Annotated in this window: 19 protein-coding genes; 6 read left to right on the forward strand and 13 right to left on the reverse strand. The window is 71.7% G+C overall.

From position 1 onward, the window contains the following. Positions 1-44: 44 nt before the first annotated feature. Positions 45-1,904 (forward strand): cellulase family glycosylhydrolase, encoded by a 1,860-nt coding sequence (locus ACIRD7_RS07675; RefSeq protein WP_403451055.1) that lies wholly within the window; start codon positions 45-47, stop codon positions 1,902-1,904. Positions 1,905-1,985: 81 nt separating this feature from the next. Here ACIRD7_RS07675 and ACIRD7_RS07680 read toward each other — a convergent pair whose 3' ends face one another. Then, the gene (locus ACIRD7_RS07680; RefSeq protein WP_403451057.1) at positions 1,986-3,236 is read right to left on the reverse strand and encodes a YncE family protein; all 1,251 of its coding nucleotides are present in this window, start codon (positions 3,234-3,236) and stop codon (positions 1,986-1,988) included. Between the two features lie 193 nt (positions 3,237-3,429). Here ACIRD7_RS07680 and ACIRD7_RS07685 point away from each other — a divergent pair, with 193 nt between their 5' ends. Continuing rightward, positions 3,430-4,092: a TetR/AcrR family transcriptional regulator gene (locus tag ACIRD7_RS07685; RefSeq protein ID WP_403451058.1), complete on the forward strand. Its 663-nt coding sequence runs from the start codon at positions 3,430-3,432 to the stop codon at positions 4,090-4,092. A 30-nt stretch (positions 4,093-4,122) separates the two neighbouring features. On the opposite strand, the gene ACIRD7_RS07690 is transcribed toward ACIRD7_RS07685, so the two are convergent. Together ACIRD7_RS07690 and ACIRD7_RS07695 are read right to left on the reverse strand one after the other, a co-directional pair. Beyond that, positions 4,123-4,455, reverse strand: coding sequence for a PepSY domain-containing protein (locus ACIRD7_RS07690; RefSeq protein ID WP_403451060.1), 333 nt, complete (start codon positions 4,453-4,455; stop codon positions 4,123-4,125). A 113-nt stretch (positions 4,456-4,568) separates the two neighbouring features. Next, on the reverse strand, positions 4,569-5,780 hold the full coding sequence (locus ACIRD7_RS07695; protein WP_403451711.1) for a glycosyltransferase: 1,212 nt from the start codon (positions 5,778-5,780) through the stop codon (positions 4,569-4,571). 150 nt (positions 5,781-5,930) lie between these two features. Between ACIRD7_RS07695 and ACIRD7_RS07700 the strand changes: the two genes are divergently transcribed. Then, entirely contained in the window at positions 5,931-6,143 is a 213-nt protein-coding gene (locus tag ACIRD7_RS07700; RefSeq protein ID WP_403451754.1) for a hypothetical protein, read from the forward strand. On the opposite strand, the gene ACIRD7_RS07705 is transcribed toward ACIRD7_RS07700, so the two are convergent. Then, the gene (locus ACIRD7_RS07705) at positions 6,140-6,463 is read right to left on the reverse strand and encodes a hypothetical protein (protein ID WP_403451061.1); all 324 of its coding nucleotides are present in this window, start codon (positions 6,461-6,463) and stop codon (positions 6,140-6,142) included. The genes ACIRD7_RS07700 and ACIRD7_RS07705 overlap by 4 nt on opposite strands. After that, the gene (gene ctaD / locus ACIRD7_RS07710) at positions 6,460-8,079 is read right to left on the reverse strand and encodes a cytochrome c oxidase subunit I (protein WP_403451063.1); all 1,620 of its coding nucleotides are present in this window, start codon (positions 8,077-8,079) and stop codon (positions 6,460-6,462) included. The genes ACIRD7_RS07705 and ctaD overlap by 4 nt, the downstream gene beginning before the upstream one ends. 105 nt (positions 8,080-8,184) lie before the next feature. Here ctaD and ACIRD7_RS07715 point away from each other — a divergent pair, with 105 nt between their 5' ends. Both ACIRD7_RS07715 and ACIRD7_RS07720 read left to right on the forward strand, forming a co-directional pair. Continuing rightward, the gene (locus ACIRD7_RS07715) at positions 8,185-8,718 is read left to right on the forward strand and encodes an RNA polymerase sigma factor (RefSeq protein ID WP_403451065.1); all 534 of its coding nucleotides are present in this window, start codon (positions 8,185-8,187) and stop codon (positions 8,716-8,718) included. Beyond that, complete coding sequence (locus ACIRD7_RS07720) at positions 8,711-9,700, forward strand: CU044_5270 family protein (protein ID WP_403451067.1); 990 nt, start codon at positions 8,711-8,713, stop codon at positions 9,698-9,700. The genes ACIRD7_RS07715 and ACIRD7_RS07720 overlap by 8 nt, the downstream gene beginning before the upstream one ends. Before the next feature lie 189 nt (positions 9,701-9,889). Here ACIRD7_RS07720 and ACIRD7_RS07725 read toward each other — a convergent pair whose 3' ends face one another. After that, entirely contained in the window at positions 9,890-10,255 is a 366-nt protein-coding gene (locus ACIRD7_RS07725) for a nuclear transport factor 2 family protein (RefSeq protein ID WP_403451069.1), read from the reverse strand. Between the two features lie 167 nt (positions 10,256-10,422). Between ACIRD7_RS07725 and ACIRD7_RS07730 the strand changes: the two genes are divergently transcribed. Further along, the gene (locus tag ACIRD7_RS07730; RefSeq protein WP_403451071.1) at positions 10,423-10,731 is read left to right on the forward strand and encodes a hypothetical protein; all 309 of its coding nucleotides are present in this window, start codon (positions 10,423-10,425) and stop codon (positions 10,729-10,731) included. Between the two features lie 75 nt (positions 10,732-10,806). On the opposite strand, the gene ACIRD7_RS07735 is transcribed toward ACIRD7_RS07730, so the two are convergent. From ACIRD7_RS07735 to ACIRD7_RS07765, 7 genes are all read right to left on the reverse strand, one after another. Next, a complete protein-coding gene (locus ACIRD7_RS07735; RefSeq protein ID WP_403451073.1) occupies positions 10,807-12,030 on the reverse strand; it encodes a type III PLP-dependent enzyme in 1,224 nt (407 codons plus the stop codon). Continuing rightward, positions 12,027-13,805, reverse strand: a complete 1,779-nt coding sequence (locus ACIRD7_RS07740; protein ID WP_403451075.1) for an IucA/IucC family protein — start codon at positions 13,803-13,805, stop codon at positions 12,027-12,029. The genes ACIRD7_RS07735 and ACIRD7_RS07740 overlap by 4 nt, the downstream gene beginning before the upstream one ends. Continuing rightward, positions 13,805-14,995 carry an MFS transporter gene (locus ACIRD7_RS07745; RefSeq protein ID WP_403451077.1) on the reverse strand — a complete coding sequence of 397 codons (1,191 nt, stop codon included), beginning with the start codon at positions 14,993-14,995 and terminating at the stop codon, positions 13,805-13,807. The genes ACIRD7_RS07740 and ACIRD7_RS07745 overlap by 1 nt, the downstream gene beginning before the upstream one ends. Beyond that, on the reverse strand, positions 14,992-16,674 hold the full coding sequence (locus ACIRD7_RS07750; protein WP_403451079.1) for an IucA/IucC family protein: 1,683 nt from the start codon (positions 16,672-16,674) through the stop codon (positions 14,992-14,994). Before ACIRD7_RS07750 ends, ACIRD7_RS07745 begins: the two co-directional genes overlap by 4 nt. Continuing rightward, entirely contained in the window at positions 16,671-17,846 is a 1,176-nt protein-coding gene (locus ACIRD7_RS07755) for an acetyl-CoA carboxylase biotin carboxylase subunit family protein (protein WP_403451080.1), read from the reverse strand. The genes ACIRD7_RS07750 and ACIRD7_RS07755 overlap by 4 nt, the downstream gene beginning before the upstream one ends. Positions 17,847-17,933: 87 nt before the next feature. Beyond that, positions 17,934-18,953 carry an ABC transporter substrate-binding protein gene (locus tag ACIRD7_RS07760; protein WP_403451082.1) on the reverse strand — a complete coding sequence of 340 codons (1,020 nt, stop codon included), beginning with the start codon at positions 18,951-18,953 and terminating at the stop codon, positions 17,934-17,936. A gap of 28 nt (positions 18,954-18,981) precedes the next feature. Next, positions 18,982-19,797, reverse strand: a complete 816-nt coding sequence (locus ACIRD7_RS07765; RefSeq protein WP_403451084.1) for an ABC transporter ATP-binding protein — start codon at positions 19,795-19,797, stop codon at positions 18,982-18,984. Between the last annotated feature and the right edge of the window lie 21 nt (positions 19,798-19,818).

Here is a 19,818-nt window from a genome sequence, read left to right on the forward strand (position 1 = left end):
CAGGAGTATTGACGGTGTCCTGATATCACCGGACTGTAGTGGACATGCCGAACATACGAGCGCGTCTGCTGGTTGTTCTGGTCGTCCTCTTCGGATCCCTCACGGTGGCGGGCCCCTCTCCCGCCACCGCCGCCACCCTCCCCGACTCCCTCTGGTTCGACGAAACGCCCCTGACCGTGCAGAACGGCCGCTTCGTCGACGGCCACGGCCGCGAGGTCGTGCTGCGCGGCTACAACGTCTCCGGTGAGACGAAGCTGGCCGAGAACGCCGGCCTGCCCTTCGCCTCGGTCGCCGACGCCAGGAAGTCCGCGATCGCGCTGCGCGCCCTCGGCGGCGGCAACTCGATCCGCTTCCTGCTCTCATGGGCCTACGCGGAGCCCGTTCGCGGCCAGGTGGACACCACGTATCTGGCCGCCGCCACCGCCCAGATGCGTGCCTTCCTCGACGCGGGCATCCGCGTCTACCCGGACTTCCACCAGGACCTCTACTCCCGGCACCTGTTCGACCCCGACAGCTGGTACACGGGCGACGGCGCCCCCCGGTGGGCCGTCGAAGCCGGTGACTACCCGGACGAATCCTGCGGGATCTGCTTCTTCTGGGGCCAGAACATCACCCAGAACGAGGCCGTGAAGCAGGCGTCGTACGACTTCTGGCACAACGAGTACGGCCTTCAGGACGCCTTCCTCGCCACCGCCGAGAAGACGATGGCGTACGTGCGGCAGAACGTCTCCGCCGCCGAGTTCGCGGGCGTCGTCGGCTTCGACCCCTACAACGAGCCGCACGCCGGCAGCTACGACTCCGGCCAGACCAGCCGCACCTGGGAGCGGGACGTGCTGTGGCCGTTCTACCAGCGGTTCCGGGCCCGCATGGACGCGGCCGGCTGGCAGAGCAAGCCCCTCTTCGCCGAGCCGAACCTCTTCTGGAACGCCAACCTCGACTTCCAGAGGCAGGAGGGCGGACTGCTCGACGCGGGCACGCTCGGCCCGCGCTATGTCTTCAACACCCACTTCTACGACCAGAAGGCCATCTCCGGCATCTTCATGTGGGGCAAGGCCGCCGACGGACAGTACGCCGGCGATTTCGGCACGCTCCGGGACCGCGCCTCGGCCACGAACACCCCCGCGATCGTCAGCGAGTTCGGCCATCCGCTGTCCGGCTCGGTCTCCGACAAGGCGCCGACCGTGCTCAAGGCGATGTACCAGGCCCTCGACTCCCGTGTCCCGGGGGCGCGCTGGTGGTCGAACCCGACCGGCTCCGGCCCGGTGCTCTCCGGTTCGCAGTGGCAGTGGGACATCTACAACGGACGCCACCACGAGCTGATGAACGGCAACCCCGACAAGGTCCTGACCACCGGTGACGCCTGGAACGACGAGGACCTGTCCGCCGTACGCCTCGACGACTCCGGCACCCCGGTGCTGCGCCAGGACGCCCGGCTGCTCGACCGGATCTACCCGAGCGCCACCTCCGGCACGAACGTCGCCTTCACCTACGAGGACCGCTCGCGGGACGGTGACACCACGCTGACCTGGAACCCGGTGCCGAGTGCGCTGCCGAACGTGGCGCGCCTGGTGGGGTCGGGGCAGTACGGGCTGCTGGTGTGGCGCTCGAACAGCGGCTCGGCGCCGACCGAACTGCACCTTCCGGCGTCCTTCCCGACCGGGTCCACCACGGTGGTCTCCGACCTGGGCGCGGTGTACTCGCCTCCCTCGTACACCTCGACGACCCCCGTCGGTGTGGCCGCGGAGCCCGGCGGCACGGGCAGCCGCCGGCTGCTGCTCACCGACACCGACTCCGGAGCCTTGCACTACGCGCTGGTGACGAACGGGGCGAGTGCTCCCTCGGGAGCGCTGCTGAGCGCCGCACGATCGGAACTGTCCGCCTGGGCGGCGCAGAACACGGGATGAGTGCCGCCGGTGCACCACTGCGACCGGGCGGGACTGCTCTCGCCCGGTCGTCTTGGGTCCGTTCCGAAGGCTCTCGGGTGATCAGCCGGCGGACGGTCTCGTCCAGTCGGTCTCCACATGGCCGAGCCTGACCCGCTGCGGGTGGTCGCCGACCGGGACGGACACCTGCTTCTGACCGGTGGCGAAGTCGATGGCCGTGACCTGGTCGGTGCCGCTCTCGGAGACCACGCAGGACTTGCCGTCCCCGCTGACCGTGGCCCAGTAGGGCTTGGAGGCGGTGACGAGCGGGCCCTCCTGGAACGTGGTGCGGTTGACGACCGTGGCGTAGTCGTCCATCGTGCCGGCGACACAGAGCTTGCTGCCGTCGGGGCTCATCGAGATTCCGTGATGGCGTGAGTCGTTGACGAAGGTGGTGCGGTCGTCGCTGGTCGCCGGGTTCTTCGGCAGGGTCTTGGTGCGGGTGATCCGGTCGGTTGAGAGGTCGTACTCGAAGAAGCCGTTGAAGAACGACACCTGGAAGTACAGCTTCGACTCGTCCGGCGAGAGCACCGCGGGCCGGACCGCGTCGGAGTAGTCCTTCAGACCGATCGCGTCCAGGGCCGGGCGCATGTCGATGACCTTGACCTGCCGGTACGTCGTCGCGTCCACGACGGTGATGCGCCGGTCGCCCTTCGTCCAGTCCAGCCAGGGGGCGTCGGTCTGGGTGTTCACGTCGCCGATCGCCATGTTGTAGATGTACTTGCCGTCCCGGGTGAAGATGTTCTCGTGCGGCTTGTCGCCGGTGGCGAACTTGCCGAGCTCCTTGCCGGTCACGATGTCCAGCACATGCACGGTGTTGGAGGTCGACGCCGACACCGCCACGCGCTTGCCGTCGGGGGAGACCGCCATGTGGTCGGCACGGTAACCGGACACGGGGAAGCGCCAGTTGACCTGGCCGGTGGCGAGGTCCAGGGACACCACGTCGGCGAAGCTCGGGCGGGAGACGACCACGGACTTCCCGTCCGGCGTGGAGTACATGTCGTCGACGAACTGGTCGTGGCCCTCGCCGACGCTGTTGCGGATCGCCATGAAGTAGATCCACTTGATCGGATTGGCGTTGATCTCCGCCATCCGCTCGTCCTTGTCGGGGATCACGTTGATCCGGCCGATCTTCCCGAAGTCGCCGGTGGATCTGATGACATCGGCGGTGCCGTCCCAGTTGTTGCCGACGAACAGCACCTCGCGCAGACCGGCGGAGGAGTCGGCGGCGGTGGCGGCGGTCGCGGGGGCGGTGAGGCTGAAGGTGAGGGCGGCGGCCACGGAGCACAGGTGCCTGGGTCTGATGGCAGGCATGACTGCTCTCTTCCTCTGAAGGGGGGTGGGGTGTCATGTCATGAATGAGACATGCCAAAACAGAGCGATGAATCTGAACACGAGTGCTTTCAGAGTCAACTTACTGAAAAGTAAGGAGGGGGTGCCCTTCTCCACAAGACCGCGTACACGACAAAATTGACCGTCGGGTCGGCGAGGCGGCGGGAGGACCAGCGTGGCGGGCAGGCTCAAGGCGCCCACCGGCCGCTACGGCGGCAAGTCGGCCGAGGAACGACAGGCGGAGCGGCGCCGCCGTTTCCTCGACGCCGCGCTCCAGATGTTCGGCGCCGCCCCCGGCTACCGGGGCACGACGGTGGCGGCGCTGAGCGAGGCCGCCGGACTGTCGACCCGTCAGTTCTACGAGGTATTCCGCACCCTGGAGGACGTGCTCGCCGCGCTCCATCTCCAGGTCAACGGCTGGGCGGAGGAGGCCGTGCTGGCGGCCGTGGCGGAGGCGGAGGAGCTGCCGCTCGCCGAACGCGCCACGGTGATCTTCCGCGCGTACGCCGCCAACGTCACCGCCGATCCGCGGCGCATCCGCATCACGTTCGTCGAGATCGTCGGTGTCAGCCCGCGTCTGGAGGAGCAGCGCCTGGCCCGCCGCGCCGGCTGGATCGACCTCGTCTGCGCCGAGGTGGCGGCCGCCGTCGCCCGCGGTGAGGCCGCGCCGCGCGACTACCGCCTCGCCGCCACCGCGTTCATCGGCAGCGTCAACGGGCTGCTGCACGACTGGAGCGCGGGCTGGGTGGACGCGACGCTCGACGAGGTCGTCGAGGAACTCGTGCGCATCCTGCTCGGCATCCTCCAGCCGGCGGGACGGCCGCTCGCCGGGCCTTGAGGCGGGGCCGGCCCGCGACGACCCGGCCGTTCAGCCCTCGTCGTTCGTCTCGTCCTCGCTGTCGGCCTCGGTGCCGAGGACCTTGAAGTCCTTGTCGAGGTGCACGTCGGTCCGCTTGCCGTCGGTGAGGGTGACCTCGACCTCGTAGTACCCCTCCTCGTCGCCGACCTCGGTGTCCGTGACCTCGCCGCCGCCGGTGTGTGCCAGTGCGGCGGCGCTCGCCCTCGTCAGCGCGCTGCCGGTGATGGGCTTCTCGGAGGAGTCGTCGTCCCCGCTCGCGGTGGCCACGGCGAGGCCGGTGCCGCCGCCGATGAGCGCGGCCGAGATCACGCCCGCGACGATCCACTTGCCCTTGCGCTCCATGTCCGCTCCCTGTGCCGCAGGGTGCCGTGCCCGCCCTCTCGTGCGGTCCGACCTGCCCGCTCCAGCGTGCGACGGCGTCGCTGAACAGACACTGAACGAAGCTGAACGGGGATTCAGCCGTCGAGCCGGTTCACCGCGTCCAGCACGGGTGCCGTGCCGTCCTCTGCGCGCAGCCCGTCGGCCAGCTCGCGCGCCCGACGGCCGTAGGAGGGATCCTCGGTCGCCCGCCGCAGGGCCGTCCGCAGCGCCTCGGCCGTGAACCTCCGCAGCGGGATCGCGCGGGGCGCCACGCCCAGGGCGACGAGGCGCGCCGCCCAGAAGCCCTCGTCGAACTGGACCGGCACGGGCACGGCGGGCACGCCCGCGCGCAGCCCGGCGGCGGTCGTGCCCGCCCCGCAGTGGTGGACCACGGCGGCCATGCGGGGGAACAGCGCGGAGTGCGGCACCTCGCCGATGGTGAGCACGTCGTCCCCGGTGGCCTCCAGGCCGCCCCAGCCCCGCTGGATCACCGCGCGCAGCCCGGCACCGCGCACCGCGCGCACGACCTCGGCGCTGAGCCGCGCCGGGTCCGGGACGGTCGCGCTGCCCAGGCCCACGAAGACCGGCGGCGTGCCCGAGTCGAGGAAGTCCCTCAACTCGGGAGGGAGTTGGGCCGCACCGTCGTACGGCCACCAGTAGCCCGTCACGATCAGCCGTGCGGGCCAGTCGCGTGGGCGGGGGACCACCAGGGGGCTGAAGCCGTGGAGCACCGGCCCCTTGCGCATGCCGCCGGTGGCCTTGCGGGGCAGCCCGACGCGCGCGCGGGCGTCGGGTACGGCCGCTGAGAAGACGCGCTCGATGGCCAGGTTCACCCCATGGCCGCCGAGCCGGTTGCCGAGGCCGCCCCACGAGCCGCCCCCGAGCATCGGCGGCGCGAACTCCCGCGTGGGCGCGAGCGGTTGCAACGGCAGGTCGACGCAGGGCAGCGAAAGGCCCTCGGCGATGGCGTGCCCCAGCGGTGCCGTGGAGCCCGCCAGGAGCAGGACGTCGCTGCGCCGCGCCGCCGCCAGCATGTCGTCGGTCATCTGTCCGGCCAGGCTCCGAGCCATCGACACCACGCGCACGAGCTTGCCCACGCCGCTCCCGCTGCGGTGCAGGCTCCGCCCGCGCGCGGACTCCAGCTCCGCCCGGGGATCGACCGGGAGCGGATGGAACCGTACGCCGGATCCCGCCACCAGCCGCTCGAAGCGGCCGTGCGTCACCAGGGTCACCTCGTGTCCGTCCCGGGACAGGGCGTGCCCGAGTCCGGTGTAGGGGGCCACGTCGCCCCGGGAGCCCGCCGTCATGATCGCTACACGCACCTCGCCAGTATGGCGCCGCCGGCCGCCGGGAGCGCCAACTGCCCGCGCGAACGGGCGACTTCAAGTCCGTCCCATCCGTTGACTTCCCCTTCACGTGGCCCTGCTTTCGGCGCCACGCGTTCGATTATTCGAAGTGTGTTCGAAACGGCGAACCTGCTGTGCCCTCCCCGCCTGAAGGAGCCGAGCCGCATCGACCACATCCACACCAAGGGCCTCAAGGCCGGCATCTACACCGACGCCGGCAAGGACGGCTGCGGCTACTACTTCCCGACCGGCCGCCCGGCCGCGCCCGGCTCGGGCAGCGAGGGGTACTACGAGCAGGACATGCTCCAGTTCTCGCAGTACTAGGCGAGGCACACGACCAGTACACCGAGGGCCGCGGCGCAGGTCAGCAGCCAGCCGGCCAGCAGCCGGCGCCGCAGGTGGCGGTAGGCCGCCTCGTACTCCGCCCGCAGACTCCCGGCACGCTCGGCCGTGCGCTGCCAGGAGTCGCGGGCGAGTGCCAGATACTCCGCCTCGAACCGCCGCTCCACCTCGCCCCGCTGCGCGTCCGTCAGCCAGTGCAGCGGGGCGCTGAAGCGGGCGGCGGCCGTTCGCCCCTCCTCGCGGGTCGCCGCCAGCAGCAGATGCCCCTCGATGTCGTTGAGGAACTTGTCGGTGACGCTCACAGCCTGGTCAGCTCCTTCTCCGGCGCGGGGGCGTGATGCAGATCGAACGCCGGCGACTCGGAACGGATCCGCGGCAGCGTCAGGAAGTTGTGGCGCGGCGGCGGGCAGGACGTGGCCCACTCCAGCGAGCGGCCGTAGCCCCACGGGTCGTCGACCTCGACCTTCTTGCCGTACTTCGCCGTCTTCCAGATGTTGTAGAAGAACGGAAGCAGCGACGCGCCGAGCACGAACGAGAAGACGCTCGACAGCGAATTCAGGGTCGTCAGCCCCTCCACCGCCAGATAGTCGGGAATCCGGCGCTGCATTCCGTTCACCCCCAGCCAGTGCTGGACCAGGAAGGTGCCGTGGAAGCCGACGAACAGCGTCCAGAAGGTCATCTTGCCGAGTCGCTCGTCGAGCATCTTGCCGGTGAACTTGGGCCACCAGAAGTGGAATCCCGCGAACATCGCGAACACCACCGTGCCGAAGATGACGTAGTGGAAGTGCGCCACGACGAAATAGGTGTCGGAGGTCGGGAAGTCCAGCGGCGGTGACGCGAGCATGACGCCGGTGAGACCGCCGAACACGAAGGTGACCAGGAATCCGAAGGCCCACAGCATGGGCGTCTCGAAACTCAGCGAGCCGTTCCACATCGTTCCGATCCAGTTGAAGAACTTCACGCCGGTGGGGACGGCGATGAGGAACGTCATGAAGGAGAAGAACGGCAGGAGCACGCCGCCGGTGACGTACATGTGGTGGGCCCACACCGTCACGGACAGACCCGCGATCGCGATGGTCGCCGCGATCAGACCCATATAGCCGAACATCGGCTTGCGGGAGAAGACCGGGATGACCTCACTGATGATGCCGAAGAACGGCAGCGCGATGATGTACACCTCCGGATGCCCGAAGAACCAGAACAGGTGCTGCCACAGGAGCGCGCCCCCATTCGCCGCGTCGAAGACATGGGCGCCGAATTTCCGGTCCGCCTCCAGCGCGAAGAGCGCCGCCGCGAGGACGGGGAAGGCGAGCAGGACCAGCACCGCGGTCAGCAGCACGTTCCACACGAAGATCGGCATGCGGAACATCGTCATGCCGGGGGCGCGCATGCAGATGATCGTGGTGATGAAGTTGACGGCGCCGAGGATGGTGCCGAAGCCGGAGAAGGCCAGACCCATGATCCACATGTCGGCGCCGACGCCCGGCGAGCGGACCGCGTCCGACAGCGGGGAGTAGGCGAACCAGCCGAAGTCGGCGGCCCCTTCAGGGGTGAGGAATCCGCCCACGGCGATGAGCGAGCCGAACAGGTAGAGCCAGTAGGCGAACATGTTCAGCCGCGGGAAGGCCACGTCGGGCGCGCCGATCTGCAGCGGCATGATCCAGTTCGCGAAGCCGGCGAACAGCGGCGTCGCGAACATCAGCAGCATGATCGTGCCGTGCATCGTGAACGCCTGGTTGAACTGCTCGTTCGACATGATCTGCAAGCCCGGCCGGGCGAGCTCGGCGCGCATGAACAGCGCCATCACGCCCCCGAGACAGAAGAACGCGAACGACGTGACCAGATAGAGCGTGCCGATCGTCTTGTGATCCGTGGTGGTCAGCCATTGGACCGCCTTGAAGTCTTTGATCCTCTTCACGCCCCGCCTGTGTCCGCGCCCGGCCCGACCGTCACACTCGGGGGACGCGACGAGAATCACGGAAACGGGTGTGACGATCCGGCGGGTGCCGGACACGAACGGAACATGAGCAACGACGAGAACTTCGCCGCTGCCTATCGCGAGCACTACTGGGCGGTCAGCCGCTATGTCGCGCGGCGACTGGACGGGCGTACGAGTGAGGTCGAGGAAGTGGTGGCGGAGGTGTTCACCGTGGCGTGGCGCCGCCGCGCCGACCTCCCGGCCGTCCCGCTGCCCTGGTTGTACGGCGTGGCACGCAACTGCCTGGCGAACGCGGTACGCGGCTACGGACGCCGTCGGCGGTTGGTGGACCGGCTGGGCAACGACGACACCGCACACGGCCGGCACATCGTGGACAGCCCCGACACGGAGGCGCCCGGCGCCTGGGTGCACGAGGCGCTGGCCCGGCTGTCCCCGGCCGACCAGGAGGTGCTGCGGCTGACGGCCTGGGAGGAACTCGGCGTCGAGGAACTCGCCGTCGCGCTCGGCTGCGGCAGCCGAGCCGCGTCGATGCGGCTGCACCGCGCCCGGCGCCGGCTCAGAGCCGAGATCGACCGTACGAGCCCAGTGACCGCGCCCAAGGAACGAAGCCATGGCTGACGAACTCGAACTGCTGCGCGGAGCCAACCCGGTACCGGCCGACGGCCCGCACTACGGGGACGGCCCGCTGGACCACACCGCCGAACGCCGTCTCGACCTGCTGCTGAACCAACGCCCCGCCGCCCCGCGCCGCCGCACCCGGCTGGCCTGGGGCCTGGCGGCCACCGCCGTGGTCACCGCGCTGGTGTCGGCGCTGCTCCTCACCGGCCAGACCACCGCCCCCGCGGTCGCCGCACCCCGCCCGCTGGTCGTACGGGCCGACTCCACGCCCGTGTCCCTGGATCGGCTGGCCGAGCGCGCCGTGCGGGCGGCGGCCACCGGATCGCCGGGACTGCGCAAGGGCACGCACGTGCAGTCGTGGAGCCTGGCCATGAGTGAGAAGGACCCGCCGATCACCCTCCCGCAGGAGACGATCGTCCGCTGGAACCGCGACGACACCCACACGGAGATCGTCGTGGCGACCGACCCGCGCCATCCCGGCCGTCCGGTCCTCACCGACGAGGGCGGCGAGCCGCGCCTCGTCGACGACGGGAAGGTCCTCAGCAGGCGGACCTACCCGCCGAGTTGGAGCGACGCCCCGCCCCAGTCGCCACCGCCGCACGACGCCGTACGGCTGCACGACTACCTGGAGGAGGCGCAGCGCGCGTTCCTGGCGGACCACTCGCGGCCGCTGTCCACCGCCGAACTCCTCGACGCCGCCAAGATCCTGCTCGACCACTGGACGCTCGGCGCCCGCGAGTCGGCCGCCCTGGCCCGCCTGCTGGCGGACGCCGAGGGACTGCGGCCCGCCGGTCAGGTGACGGACCGGCTGGGGCGGCGCGGACAGGCGTATGTGTACGACGGTGAGGGCAGCCGTCAGATGCTGATCATGGACCCCGCCGACGGCGCCGTGCTGGGGCTGGAGGTGACCTTCACCCGCGGCGACCCCCGGTTCGGCGTGAAGGCAGGAGACGTGATGTCGTACAGCGCCTGGATGCGCTGACCGGGGGCAGTTGCCGGGGTCGTGCCGGTCGCAGCAGCGAGCGTGCAAGGGCCCCGGCCACCAGCCGGCCCGCCGTGGTGAGCGGCGACGGCCGCCGGGGCCGCACCGGACGCGACCGGCCCGCCGCCGCACGGGCCCGGAAGGTCCAGGTCAGTCGCGCGGTGACCTGGACCTTCGGCAGCGTTCTCCCTACTCGTCCCATGCCTCGATGATGATCTGCCGGGAGATCTTGCCGTCGCGCAGCGTGATCATCGACTCGGACATGACGCGCGCGCCGTTCGCGTACTCGCAGGACTCGCTGTAGGCCGCGCGGTCGCCCTGGATCACGCATCCCTCCAGCTTGTGCGTCATCTCGCGGTTGTAGACGTCGGTGAGCATGTCGGCGATCTGGTTGCGGCCGGTCAGCACCTTCGGGTGGCTCGGCTGGGCGTTGCGGTTCACGACGCGGATCTCCGCGTCGTCGGTGTAGAGCGAAAGAAGCGTGTCAGGGTTCTGTCCTTCGACGGCTTGGCGCAGGGTGTCGGTGTCGAACGCCGGAGTTGCGGCGGTGCCCATGGTGACCTCCTCCGAGACCCGCGGCATGACGAGGGCGGCCGCGAGGCCTCACCTCCGAGACTCCTCCGCACCGCCGGGCTCGGCAAGCGCTGCCGTGCGCTCGGCCTGACGGGTGAGGGGCGCCGCCCGGCCGTGTCCCACGGCGGGCCGACCGCGTTGCGGTAGGCATGATCTCAACACGACGTATCGCCACCGCCGTTGGTCTCGCGGCCGGCCTCGCCGGCCTGGCCGCCCCCTTGGCGAACGCGGCACCGGCGGACGCCCCGAACGCCGGCATGCTCAACCCCGTGACCACGCTCGACTCGCTGTCGGCGACCGGTGTGCCCGCGGACCGCAGGGCGAAGATGCCGCGGCCCTCCGAGCAGCTGGCGCGGCTCGAGCAGCTCAAGGAGCTGAGCCGGGCGCAGCGGCCGCAGCAGGTCAAGGCCCTGGACACCCCGGTCACCAGGATGCTGCCCGGCGCCCTCAAGGTGTGAGACGCCCGCACCCGCACGACCAGGGGCCGCCCGTTCCCGGGCGGCCCCTCGCATGTGCCGAGAGTGACGCCGGGGCTACCCAGTGGTGCCCAGGAAGTGGAAGCCGGGCCTCGGGTGCATCAGGAAGTCGTGGTGGGAGATGTTCCACGCGTACGCCCCCGCCAGCGCGAACGCCACCCGGTCCCCGGCCCGCAGGCCGGCCGCCGGCACCCGGCGGGACAGAACGTCCTTCGGGGTGCACAGCTGCCCGGCCAGGGTGACCCTCCCCGAGGCTCCGTCCGCGAGCGCGCCCGTTCCGGCGGCCGGCCGCGGCCAGGGATACGGCCAGGCCTCCACCGGCAGGACGGCGCACGGCTGGTCGTGGCCTTTGGTCGCCGGGGTCCGCAGATGGTGCGTGCCGCCCCGGACCACGGCGAACACCTCGCCGTGGCTCGGCTTCACGTCCAGCACCTCGGTGGCGTACCAGCCGCAGTACGCCGTGAGCGCCCGGCCCGGCTCGATGCGCAGGGTCAGGTCCGGATGCCGCTCGGTCAGCCGGGCGAGCCCGGCTCCGTAGGCCGCCCAGTCGAAGCGGGCCTCCGGGTCGCCGTAGTCGACGTGCATGCCGCCGCCGACATTGACCTCGCGGAGCGGGACCCCGAGTCCCGTCGCCCACGAGACGACGGACTCGGCCACCGCCACCTGCTCCGCCGCTTGCAGCCCGCTCGCCAAGTGGGCGTGCACGCCCCGCAGTTCGAGCTGCGGGTAGGCGCCGTCGGCCAGCTGCCGGAGCACCGGCTCGGCCCGCGCCGGATCCATGCCGAACGGCGTGGGCCGGCCGCCCATGGCGAGCGAACTGCTCGCCAGCGACCCGTCGGCCACCGGCAGATTGACGCGCGGCAGGACCGCCACCCGCCGCCCCGGCGCCGCCCGCCGCGCCAGCTCGGCCAGCATGCGCAGCTCGTGCTCGCTCTCGACGTGGAAGCGCTCGGTCCCCGCCTCCAGCGCGGCCGTCACCTCGTCCGGTGTCTTGCCCGGACCGCCGAAAGCCAGCGGGCGGCCCGGAACGGCCTTGGCGACATGGGCGAGTTCACCGCCCGAGGACACCTCGTAGCCGTCCACGTACGGGCCGAGCGCGGTGAGGATCTCCGGCTCCGGGTTGGCCTTGGCGGCGTAGTACAGCTCGACCCGCTCGGGCAGGGCGGCCCGCACGGCGGCTGCGTGGGCGCGCAGGTCCGCCAAGTCGTATACGTAGGCGGGCAGTTCGCCCGACAGCAGGGACAGGACGCGGTCGCGGACCGCGGGCGTGGGCTGCGTCATCGGGCGGAACCTCCCGTCGGGTCACGCAGGATGTCCTCGGCGAGCGGCGACGGCAGCCGCACGTAGCCCGCCTCCCGGTCGGCCTTGCGTTCCCAGCGGGTGAGCAGGTTGGCCTTGGCGGGCAGTGGCACTCCGGCGAGGAGGGCGGCCAGCCGGGGCGGGCAGCCGTGGTCGTCGGCGTACCCGCGCACCGTGTCGCGCACCCGGGCCCACAGCGCGGCCTCCGCCCGCGGGTGCAGGTCGGTGAGCGCGGCGAGCAGCTCGGCGACGTGGTTGACCAGCAGGCAGTACACGACCCGGTCCCAGCCGCGCTGCGCGTCGTACGTCATCGGCCCCGCGACCTCGGGCGGCAGCGCGCCGAGGGTCTCCTCGTGGTGGTCGGGGACCAGCTTGGTGCCCTCCAGGTCGCGGAAGAGGATCTGGGCGGGCCGGCCGTCGCCGTCGACGCAGACCAGCACGTTCTGCAGATGGGGCTCCAGGACCAGGCCGTGGTCGAAGTAGGCGGACAGGACCGGCGGGACGAGCAGGCCGAGATACGCCGACCACCAGTCGAGGGCCGCCTGTTCGTCCGCTCCGGGGAGGAGGCGGGAGATGTGCGCGGCACCGGTCGGGTACTCGTCGGCGACGGCGGCCGCGAGCAGGGGAGTGGTGCCCGGGGCCAGCCGGCCCCCCAGGCCCTCGCGGACGATCACGCCGAAGCCCTCCAGCAGCGCGCGGTCCGCGATGCCGTCCGGGCCGGGCAGCGCGAGCGTGCGGTAGGCGGGCTCGCGGAGCATGCCGCTGCCGGGGAAGCGCTCGGCGAGGTCGGCGAAGGCCGGGGCCAGTGCGCGGGTCAGGGCGACGGCCCCGGACAGTTCGTAACTGCTGTTCTTGCGCAGGCAGTTGGTGATCCGCACATTCAGGCTGAACTTCAGGAAGGTCTCCTCGTCGTACAGCGTGCGCACCGACGCGGTCGCGGCGAAGGGCCTGCCGCCGGGTCCGAGGTCGAGGACGTCACGGCGTTCCAGAGCGGCCCGCAGCAGGGGATGTTCGCGGAGTGTCTCGTACTGCCAGGGGTGGGCGGGCAGCAGTCGGTAGCCGTCCGGGACGTCCCCGCGCTGCCGGTCCAGGACGGCGACGGCCGCAGGGTCCGTGTACTCCTCGGCGACCAGATCGGCCCGCACGGCGAGGTGCCGCAGCAGGAAGGACGCGCCGACCTCGGGCGCGTACGCCGCCCAGGCGCGCGGATCGCCCGTGCGGGCCTTCGGCGTCGGGTGGAAGCGGTGACCGAAGCAGAGGGACTGCTCGGAGGCGAGATAGGCGGAGAGCCCGTCGACCGCCGGGCCGGCGGGGCGCGCGGCGGCAAGGGCCGCCGCCACGGCCGCGTGGCTGGAGGCGATCTGCTCCAGGAACTCCTCGTTGCGCACACCCGTGCGCAGCGACAGCTCGTCGTGGGTGTACTCGGCGAGCCGGCGCCAGTCCACCTCGGCCCAGTCCCCGCCACGCTGCTCGCTCACCGGCCCGGTGAACCGGTGGGCGCCCAGCAGCGACGTACGGCGCAGGGCGATCCGCAGCAGGACGCCCCGGCGCGGCAGCCGCAGCAGCAGGCGGCCGTCGGTGACGACGCTCTGGTGCTCGGGGCCGGAGACCTCGCGCAGGAGGCAGTTGAGGAGGGTGTGCGCCACCGCATCGTCGGCGGACGGCAGATCGGCGCGGGCGGCGACGGGGGTGTCGCTCCGCCCGCCCGGGGTCGGGAGCTTGGGGGACGTCCCGAGCGAGTCGGTCAGGGAGGGCATCAACGGCTCCAGCGGGTGCGCAGGTGCAGTGCGGGGAGAACAGTGGCCGTGAGGGCGGCGGCGGCACCACCGATCAGCACGGGTGCGGCCGGTCCGAAGCGGGCGCTGCCCGCCGCCGCGGCCACGCCGGCGACGACCGCGCCGGCCTTGGAGAAGAACTCCAGCGAACCGAACAGCCCGCCGGGAGGTCGGCCTTTGGCGCAGTCGGCGGCCAGCACCGACAGGCACACCAGCCCGAAGGTGAGCCCCGCGCCCAGCAGCAGCCGCACGGCGACCAGCGAGGCCAGGGATCCGGCGACGCCGTGCCCGGCGAGGCCGAGCGCGATGCAGACGAAGCCGAGCGCGAGACCGGCCCTCGGGCGGTGCCGGAAGGCCCAGTGCACAGCCAGGGCGGCCACCAGGTAGCACAGGTGGGGCAGGGCGAACAGGACGCCGGACAGCGCCGGGGAGATCCCGGGGCGCCGGTCCTCGACGAGTTCGATCAGATAGGGGAAGGAGATGACGGTGGAGAACACGAAGACGAACTCCAGGGCGTAAAGGGCCTTCAGCGAGACGATCGGGGCAGCGGCGTCGACCGCCTCGGGTATTCGCTCCGGCTGCGGCGCCCGCTCCGGCTCGGGCAGGGCCGCCAGCAACAGCGCCGCCGTCAGCGGCAGTACGGCGAGCAGCGCGTACTGCCGGTGCGGGGACAGCCAGCCCGACAGCGAGCCGACCACGATCGGCGCGGCGACGAGCGCTGCCCGCGCGCTGCCCTGCATCAGCGTGAGCGCGCGGGACAGGGCCGGGCCCTCCAGGGCGGCGCCCAGATAGCCGTTGGACGCGGCGAACGTGCCGCCGAGGACGCCCTGGAGCACCAGCGCCAGCGTGAACGTCACCAGTGAGTCGGCCCAGCCCGCGAGGACGAAGGCCAGGACGAGCCCCAACTGGGCGCGCAGCAGCAGCCGTTTGCGGCCGAACCGGTCGGCGAGCCGTCCCCACAGCGGGGCCCCGAGCGCGCCGAACACCGTCGGCACGACATACAGCACTCCCGCCCAGCGCGCGTTCCGGTCGCCGAGCTCCGGGAGGATCTCGGTGAGGTAGGGCGGCAGACCGAGCGCGGCGAACGACGCCACGAAGTAGCAGCCGGCCACCGCGTGCACCTGCGCGCGCCCGAAGGCGGGCCGCGGCATCCGCAGAGCCCCGGCGCTCACGCCGAACCTCGCGGGGACAGCAGGTAGTTGGGGCCGGTCGTGTAGTGCTTGTTGATGTCGGCGGCGCCCGACCGCTCCTTGGTCAGCAGCGTGCCGGCCGACACCATCGCCTTCACGGGCAGCTCCGCCGCGTCGAGCACCCGGGCGCGCAGCGCGTCCGCCGCGTCGCCGCCGAGCCGGTCGACGCACTCCGTCATCCGTCGCCTGACCAGACCGAGCAGGGCGTCGCGGTGCCCGGGGAGGCCGAACGCGTAGGCACCCGCGCACAGGTGCACGGTGATCGTGGCGAACAGGTCGGCGACCGGTCCGTCCGAGGTGCCGAAGACGCGGGCGTCGTCGAAGGCCCACGGCCCCGGGAGTACGGCTTCCAGGCGGACGGTGTTGACGCGGGGGCCGTCGTTGTCCTTGAACAGCAGCCGCAGACTGCCCGGCCGCAGCACCAGTGAGATGTTCTGCTGGTGCGACTCCAAGGCGATGCCGTGGCCGAACAGCGTGGTCTGCCAGTCGAACAGCAGGGTGAGCGCCGCGTCCAGCAGGGCGAGCGGGTCGCCGCCGTAGAAGCGGTCGGCGAGGCCGTCGACGACCAGCCGTCCGTCGGGCGCCTCGGCGAGCAGCGCCGCCAACGGCACCACCGCGGCGTCATCCAGACCGGCCGGGTAGCGGCGGCACAGGACCGCGAGCAGCTCGTGACCGGCGTGGGCGTACGTCGTCTCGTCGGCGTGCAGGATCGCGCCCCGGAACCGGGGCTCGCGGTCGATCACCGCCTCCACCAGCCGCTGCCCCACCGCGCCGTCGTTCAGCGTGCCCGGCTTGATGGTCCGCTTGTTGCGCAGGCCCAATGTCGCGGTGGCGAGCGGGAGTTTGAGATGGACGGATGGATCGCCGGCCGACGCCACGGTCCGCATGGACAGCGTCGGGACGACCTCCAGATGGGTCCGCCCGGCGAACACCGTGCCCTCGGGCAGCTCGGTGGCCCGCAGGGCGTCCACGGTCAGCGGATGAACGGGCAGCGGCAGATGCGTCCCGTCCGCCTCGGGCAGCCCGAGGCTCGCGGGCGTCGGCCAGAACTCCGGCAGCGTGCCCGCGACGGTGACTGCGTCCCGGGGCACGGCGATCCAGCGCAGCGCGAAGCGCGGGTGGAACTCCGGCGCGTACGCCCGCAGTTGCTCCTCGTCGAGACCTGCGCGGCCTCGTGCGGTCGGATACACCGGATGGTCGAGGCGGGCGGCGAGCGTGTCGTACGCCAGGCCGCCGCCCAGGCCCGCTCCGAAGCGCAGCCGCTCCAGCACCCCGGCCCGCGTCGCGTCGTGCAGCCGCATCGTCGCCAGCGTCTGCCGGCACTCCTCGGCGAAGGCGTCGAAGCCACCCCGGTCCTCGGGCGCGGCGAGCGCACGCAGAGCGCCGAGCACGGTGTCGTACGACGTCAGCGAGGCCCCGTCCGACTCGCGCACGAGCAGCGGCAGGCGGGCGGCGTACACGCACTGGAAGCCGTCCTCGACGACGGGCAGCAGCAGGGCGCCGCCGTCCTGCGCGGGCAGTCGCAGCCAGCGGCCGTCCGGGTGGTCCACCGGCGTGCTGCGGCTGCGCAGCCCGACGACGTCCTCGCGCAGGAGCGCGCCGAGCACGCGGGTGAGAAGGATGGCCTCGCAGGTGTCGGTCGTGGTGGTCACCGCGGTCACGGCTGGATCTCCCAGTGCCGCTCGGCCAGGAAGGCCGTCACCGCCCGGTCCACCGTCGCCAGGTCCGTGCCGGTGGCGCGCAGCACGCCGAGATAGTCGCGGTTGGTGCGATACAGCTCGTGGCGCTCGCCGACCTCCCGCAACGGACGGTACGTCAGATGAACCCCGTCGACGTCGAGTTCGGTGGCGGCCGGGGCGCCGATCAGGGTGCCCGCGCGATCGGCGCACGGGTACTCCAGACGGGCCGCGCCGTCCATGCGGGCGCCGAGGTCGGCCGGGAGCGGCTCGCCGAGATGGGTGCGCAGGATGTGCTCGAAGAGCGGGATGCCCAGCAGGCGGGCGAGCAGCAGGTCGCACTGGTCGCCGATGGCACGGTAGTTGACCTCGATGATCCGTGCCCGCCCCTCGTGCACCACGAACTCGGTGTGGCAGGCCCCGAACCCGACCCCCAGCGCGTCCAGTTGCGCGAGGACCTGCGCGAGGACCGGCTCCGGGTGGGCGGGGACGAAGGTGAGGCGCTCCTCGACGAAGTACGGCGGAGGCGACAGCTCGGTGTGGAAGCCGCCCAGGACATGGCGGACGCGTCCGTCGCCGAGGGTCTCCAGGGTGAACAGGTCGCCGGGGAGATACTCCTCGACGACCAGGACGGCGCCCCGCCGGCGGGTCAGGATCTCCTTGGCGTGCGCCACGAGTTCCTCCGGGCCGTCGACGAGGACGACGTCCTCGCTGGCCACGCCCTCGCGTGGCTTGACGACACAGGGGTACGGAGCGTCGCCGGGCGCGACCGGTTCGGTCAGCTCGGCGGACCACACGGTGTCCACGCCGGCCGCGGCGAGCCGGCGGCGCATCTCGGCCTTGTCCTTGCAGCGCAGGGCGGCCCGCCAGTCCTTGCCGGGGAGGCCGAAGTAGGCGGCGGCCAGGGCGGCCTGGGTCTGGAGGTGGTCGCTGTTGGTGAACACGGCGTCCGGCCGGTGACCGGCCGAGATCCGGGAGATCACGGCCCGGAAGTCACGGACGTCGCACTCCAGGATCTCGATGTCCGGGTAGGTGCGGCGATGGGCGTCGGGCTGGTCGGTGAGGACGGTGACGTCCAGGCCCAGCCGGGCCGCGGCCGGCAGGAAGCCTTCGGTGACGGAGTCGGTCGGGTTGAGGGCGAGCAGGTACAGGCGCATGGCAGGGCAGCAACTTCCGCTGGCGGGTGGGGGGTGGGGGCGGGCCGAGCCGGTCGGGCACGGCCCGCCCCGAGGGGACAGCGGCGGTTACTGCGCCGGGAGCTCCACGCCGGTGGCCTTCGCCACGTCCTTGAGCATCTGCTCGGCGGCCTGGACGCCGATCCCGGACATCCACGTCTCGTCCGGTACCTCGAAGACCTTGCCGTCCTTCACGGCCGGGAGGTCCTTCCAGACCGGGTTGGCGACGACCTGCGCCTTCTGCGTCTTGTCCTCGGCGTCGGCGGCGGTCACGAAGATCAGGTCGGCGTCGGCCCCGTCGATCTGCTCGGGGCTGACGTCCTTCATCGTGACCTCGGGGTCGTTCGAGATCTGCGACTTCGGGCGCAGCAGGCCGATGTCGTTGAGGACGACACCGCTGTAGGAGTTGGACTGGTAGAGGCGAGTCGGGCCGGCGATGAAGCGGACGACGGACGCGGTCGGCATGGTGCCGCCGTCCTTCTTCTTGATGGCCGCGCCGAGCGCCGCCGCCCGCGTCTCGTACTCCTTGAGGTCGGCCGCGGCCTCCTTCTCCAGGCCCAGCGCCTCGGCGTGGACCTTGAGGTTCTCCTTCCAGACACCGCCGGTGGTCTCGGTGAACACGGTCGGTGCGATGGCGCTGAGCTTGTCGTAGACCTTTTCGTGCCGGACCTTGGAGGACAGGATCAGATCGGGCTCGAGGGACGCGATCTTCTCCAGGTTCGGCTCCAGGAGCGGGCCGACGTCGGCGGTGTTCTTCAATTCGCCCTTGAGGTACGCCGGGAAGCCGCCCTCGGTCTTGAAGTGCGGGGCGACCGCGCCGACCGGGTCGACGCCGAGCAGGGTGACGTCGTCCAGTTCGCCGGTGTCGAGGACGACGACCCGCTTCGGCTGGGCGGGGATCTTCACGTCACCCATCACGGTCTTGAGGGTGCGCGGGAAGGCGGAACCGGCACCGGCCGCCTTCGCCGTGTCGCTCTCCTTGGCGGAGTCCTCGCTGCCGCAGGCGGCCAGCACGGTCGTACCGAGCACGACGGCGAGCGGCGCGGCGATCAGCCGGCCGAATCCGCGCAGGGGGGATCGCTTGAACATGCGGGGTCTTTCTGTGAGTGGGGAGTTCTCAGGCGGTCGCGGTGGAATGACGCACCGCGCTGCCTTTGGGGACGACCAGCGGGGTGCCGGTCTCCGGGTCGGGGATCACCCGGCAGTCCACGTCGAACACGGACTTCACCAGCTCCGCGTCGAGTACGTCCGCCGGGGCGCCGGCGGCGGCGAGTCGGCCGTCCTTGAGGACGACCATGTGGTCCGCGTAGCGGGCGGCCTGGCCGAGGTCGTGCAGCACCATCACCACGGTGCGGCCCGCTTCGGCGTGCAGGGCGGCGACCAGGTCGAGTACGTCGAGCTGGTGCCGAAGATCGAGGAAGGTCGTGGGCTCGTCGAGCAGGAGCAGCTCGGTGTCCTGCGCCAACGCCATGGCGATCCAGGCGCGTTGGCGCTGACCGCCGGACAGCTGGTCGACGGGCTGGTCGCGCAGGAGAGCCGTGCCGGTGCGCTCCAGGGCCTCGTCCACCGCCTTCTGGTCGGCGGCCGACCAGGGGCTGAGCAGCCGCTGGTGCGGGTAGCGGCCGAGCCGGACCAGCGCCTCCACGGTGATGGCCTCCGGGGTGACCGGTTGCTGCGGCAGCAGACCCATCCGGCGGGCGAGCGCCCGCGCGGACATGCGATGGATGTCGGCGCCGTCCAGGGTGACGCTGCCCACGGCCGGTGCGAGAAGCCGGCTCAGGCCCCGCAAAAGGGTCGACTTCCCGCATGCGTTGGGGCCGACGATGGCGGTGACCGCCCCGCCCGGCAGCGTCAGGTCGAGGCCACCGACCACGACGCGGTCCCCGTAGCGCAGGTCGAGACCGTGGGTGGCGAGCTGGTTGGCGGTGGTCATGTGCGGCTCCTGGGGACCTGT

This window comes from Streptomyces sp. NPDC093568 (assembly GCF_044764945.1).
Taxonomy (GTDB): Bacteria; Actinomycetota; Actinomycetes; order Streptomycetales; family Streptomycetaceae; genus Streptomyces.

Coding starts and splice junctions, on each gene's coding strand:
- ACIRD7_RS07675 (WP_403451055.1), top strand. CDS start 45: ATGCCGAACATACGAGCGCGTCTGCTGGTTGTTCTGGTCGTCCTCTTC.
- ACIRD7_RS07680 (WP_403451057.1), bottom strand. CDS start 3,236: ATGCCTGCCATCAGACCCAGGCACCTGTGCTCCGTGGCCGCCGCCCTC.
- ACIRD7_RS07690 (WP_403451060.1), bottom strand. CDS start 4,455: ATGGAGCGCAAGGGCAAGTGGATCGTCGCGGGCGTGATCTCGGCCGCG.
- ACIRD7_RS07695 (WP_403451711.1), bottom strand. CDS start 5,780: ATGACGGCGGGCTCCCGGGGCGACGTGGCCCCCTACACCGGACTCGGG.
- ACIRD7_RS07715 (WP_403451065.1), top strand. CDS start 8,185: ATGAGCAACGACGAGAACTTCGCCGCTGCCTATCGCGAGCACTACTGG.
- ACIRD7_RS07720 (WP_403451067.1), top strand. CDS start 8,711: ATGGCTGACGAACTCGAACTGCTGCGCGGAGCCAACCCGGTACCGGCC.
- ACIRD7_RS07725 (WP_403451069.1), bottom strand. CDS start 10,255: ATGGGCACCGCCGCAACTCCGGCGTTCGACACCGACACCCTGCGCCAA.
- ACIRD7_RS07730 (WP_403451071.1), top strand. CDS start 10,423: ATGATCTCAACACGACGTATCGCCACCGCCGTTGGTCTCGCGGCCGGC.
- ACIRD7_RS07735 (WP_403451073.1), bottom strand. CDS start 12,030: ATGACGCAGCCCACGCCCGCGGTCCGCGACCGCGTCCTGTCCCTGCTG.
- ACIRD7_RS07740 (WP_403451075.1), bottom strand. CDS start 13,805: ATGCCCTCCCTGACCGACTCGCTCGGGACGTCCCCCAAGCTCCCGACC.
- ACIRD7_RS07755 (WP_403451080.1), bottom strand. CDS start 17,846: ATGCGCCTGTACCTGCTCGCCCTCAACCCGACCGACTCCGTCACCGAA.
- ACIRD7_RS07760 (WP_403451082.1), bottom strand. CDS start 18,953: ATGTTCAAGCGATCCCCCCTGCGCGGATTCGGCCGGCTGATCGCCGCG.
- ACIRD7_RS07765 (WP_403451084.1), bottom strand. CDS start 19,797: ATGACCACCGCCAACCAGCTCGCCACCCACGGTCTCGACCTGCGCTAC.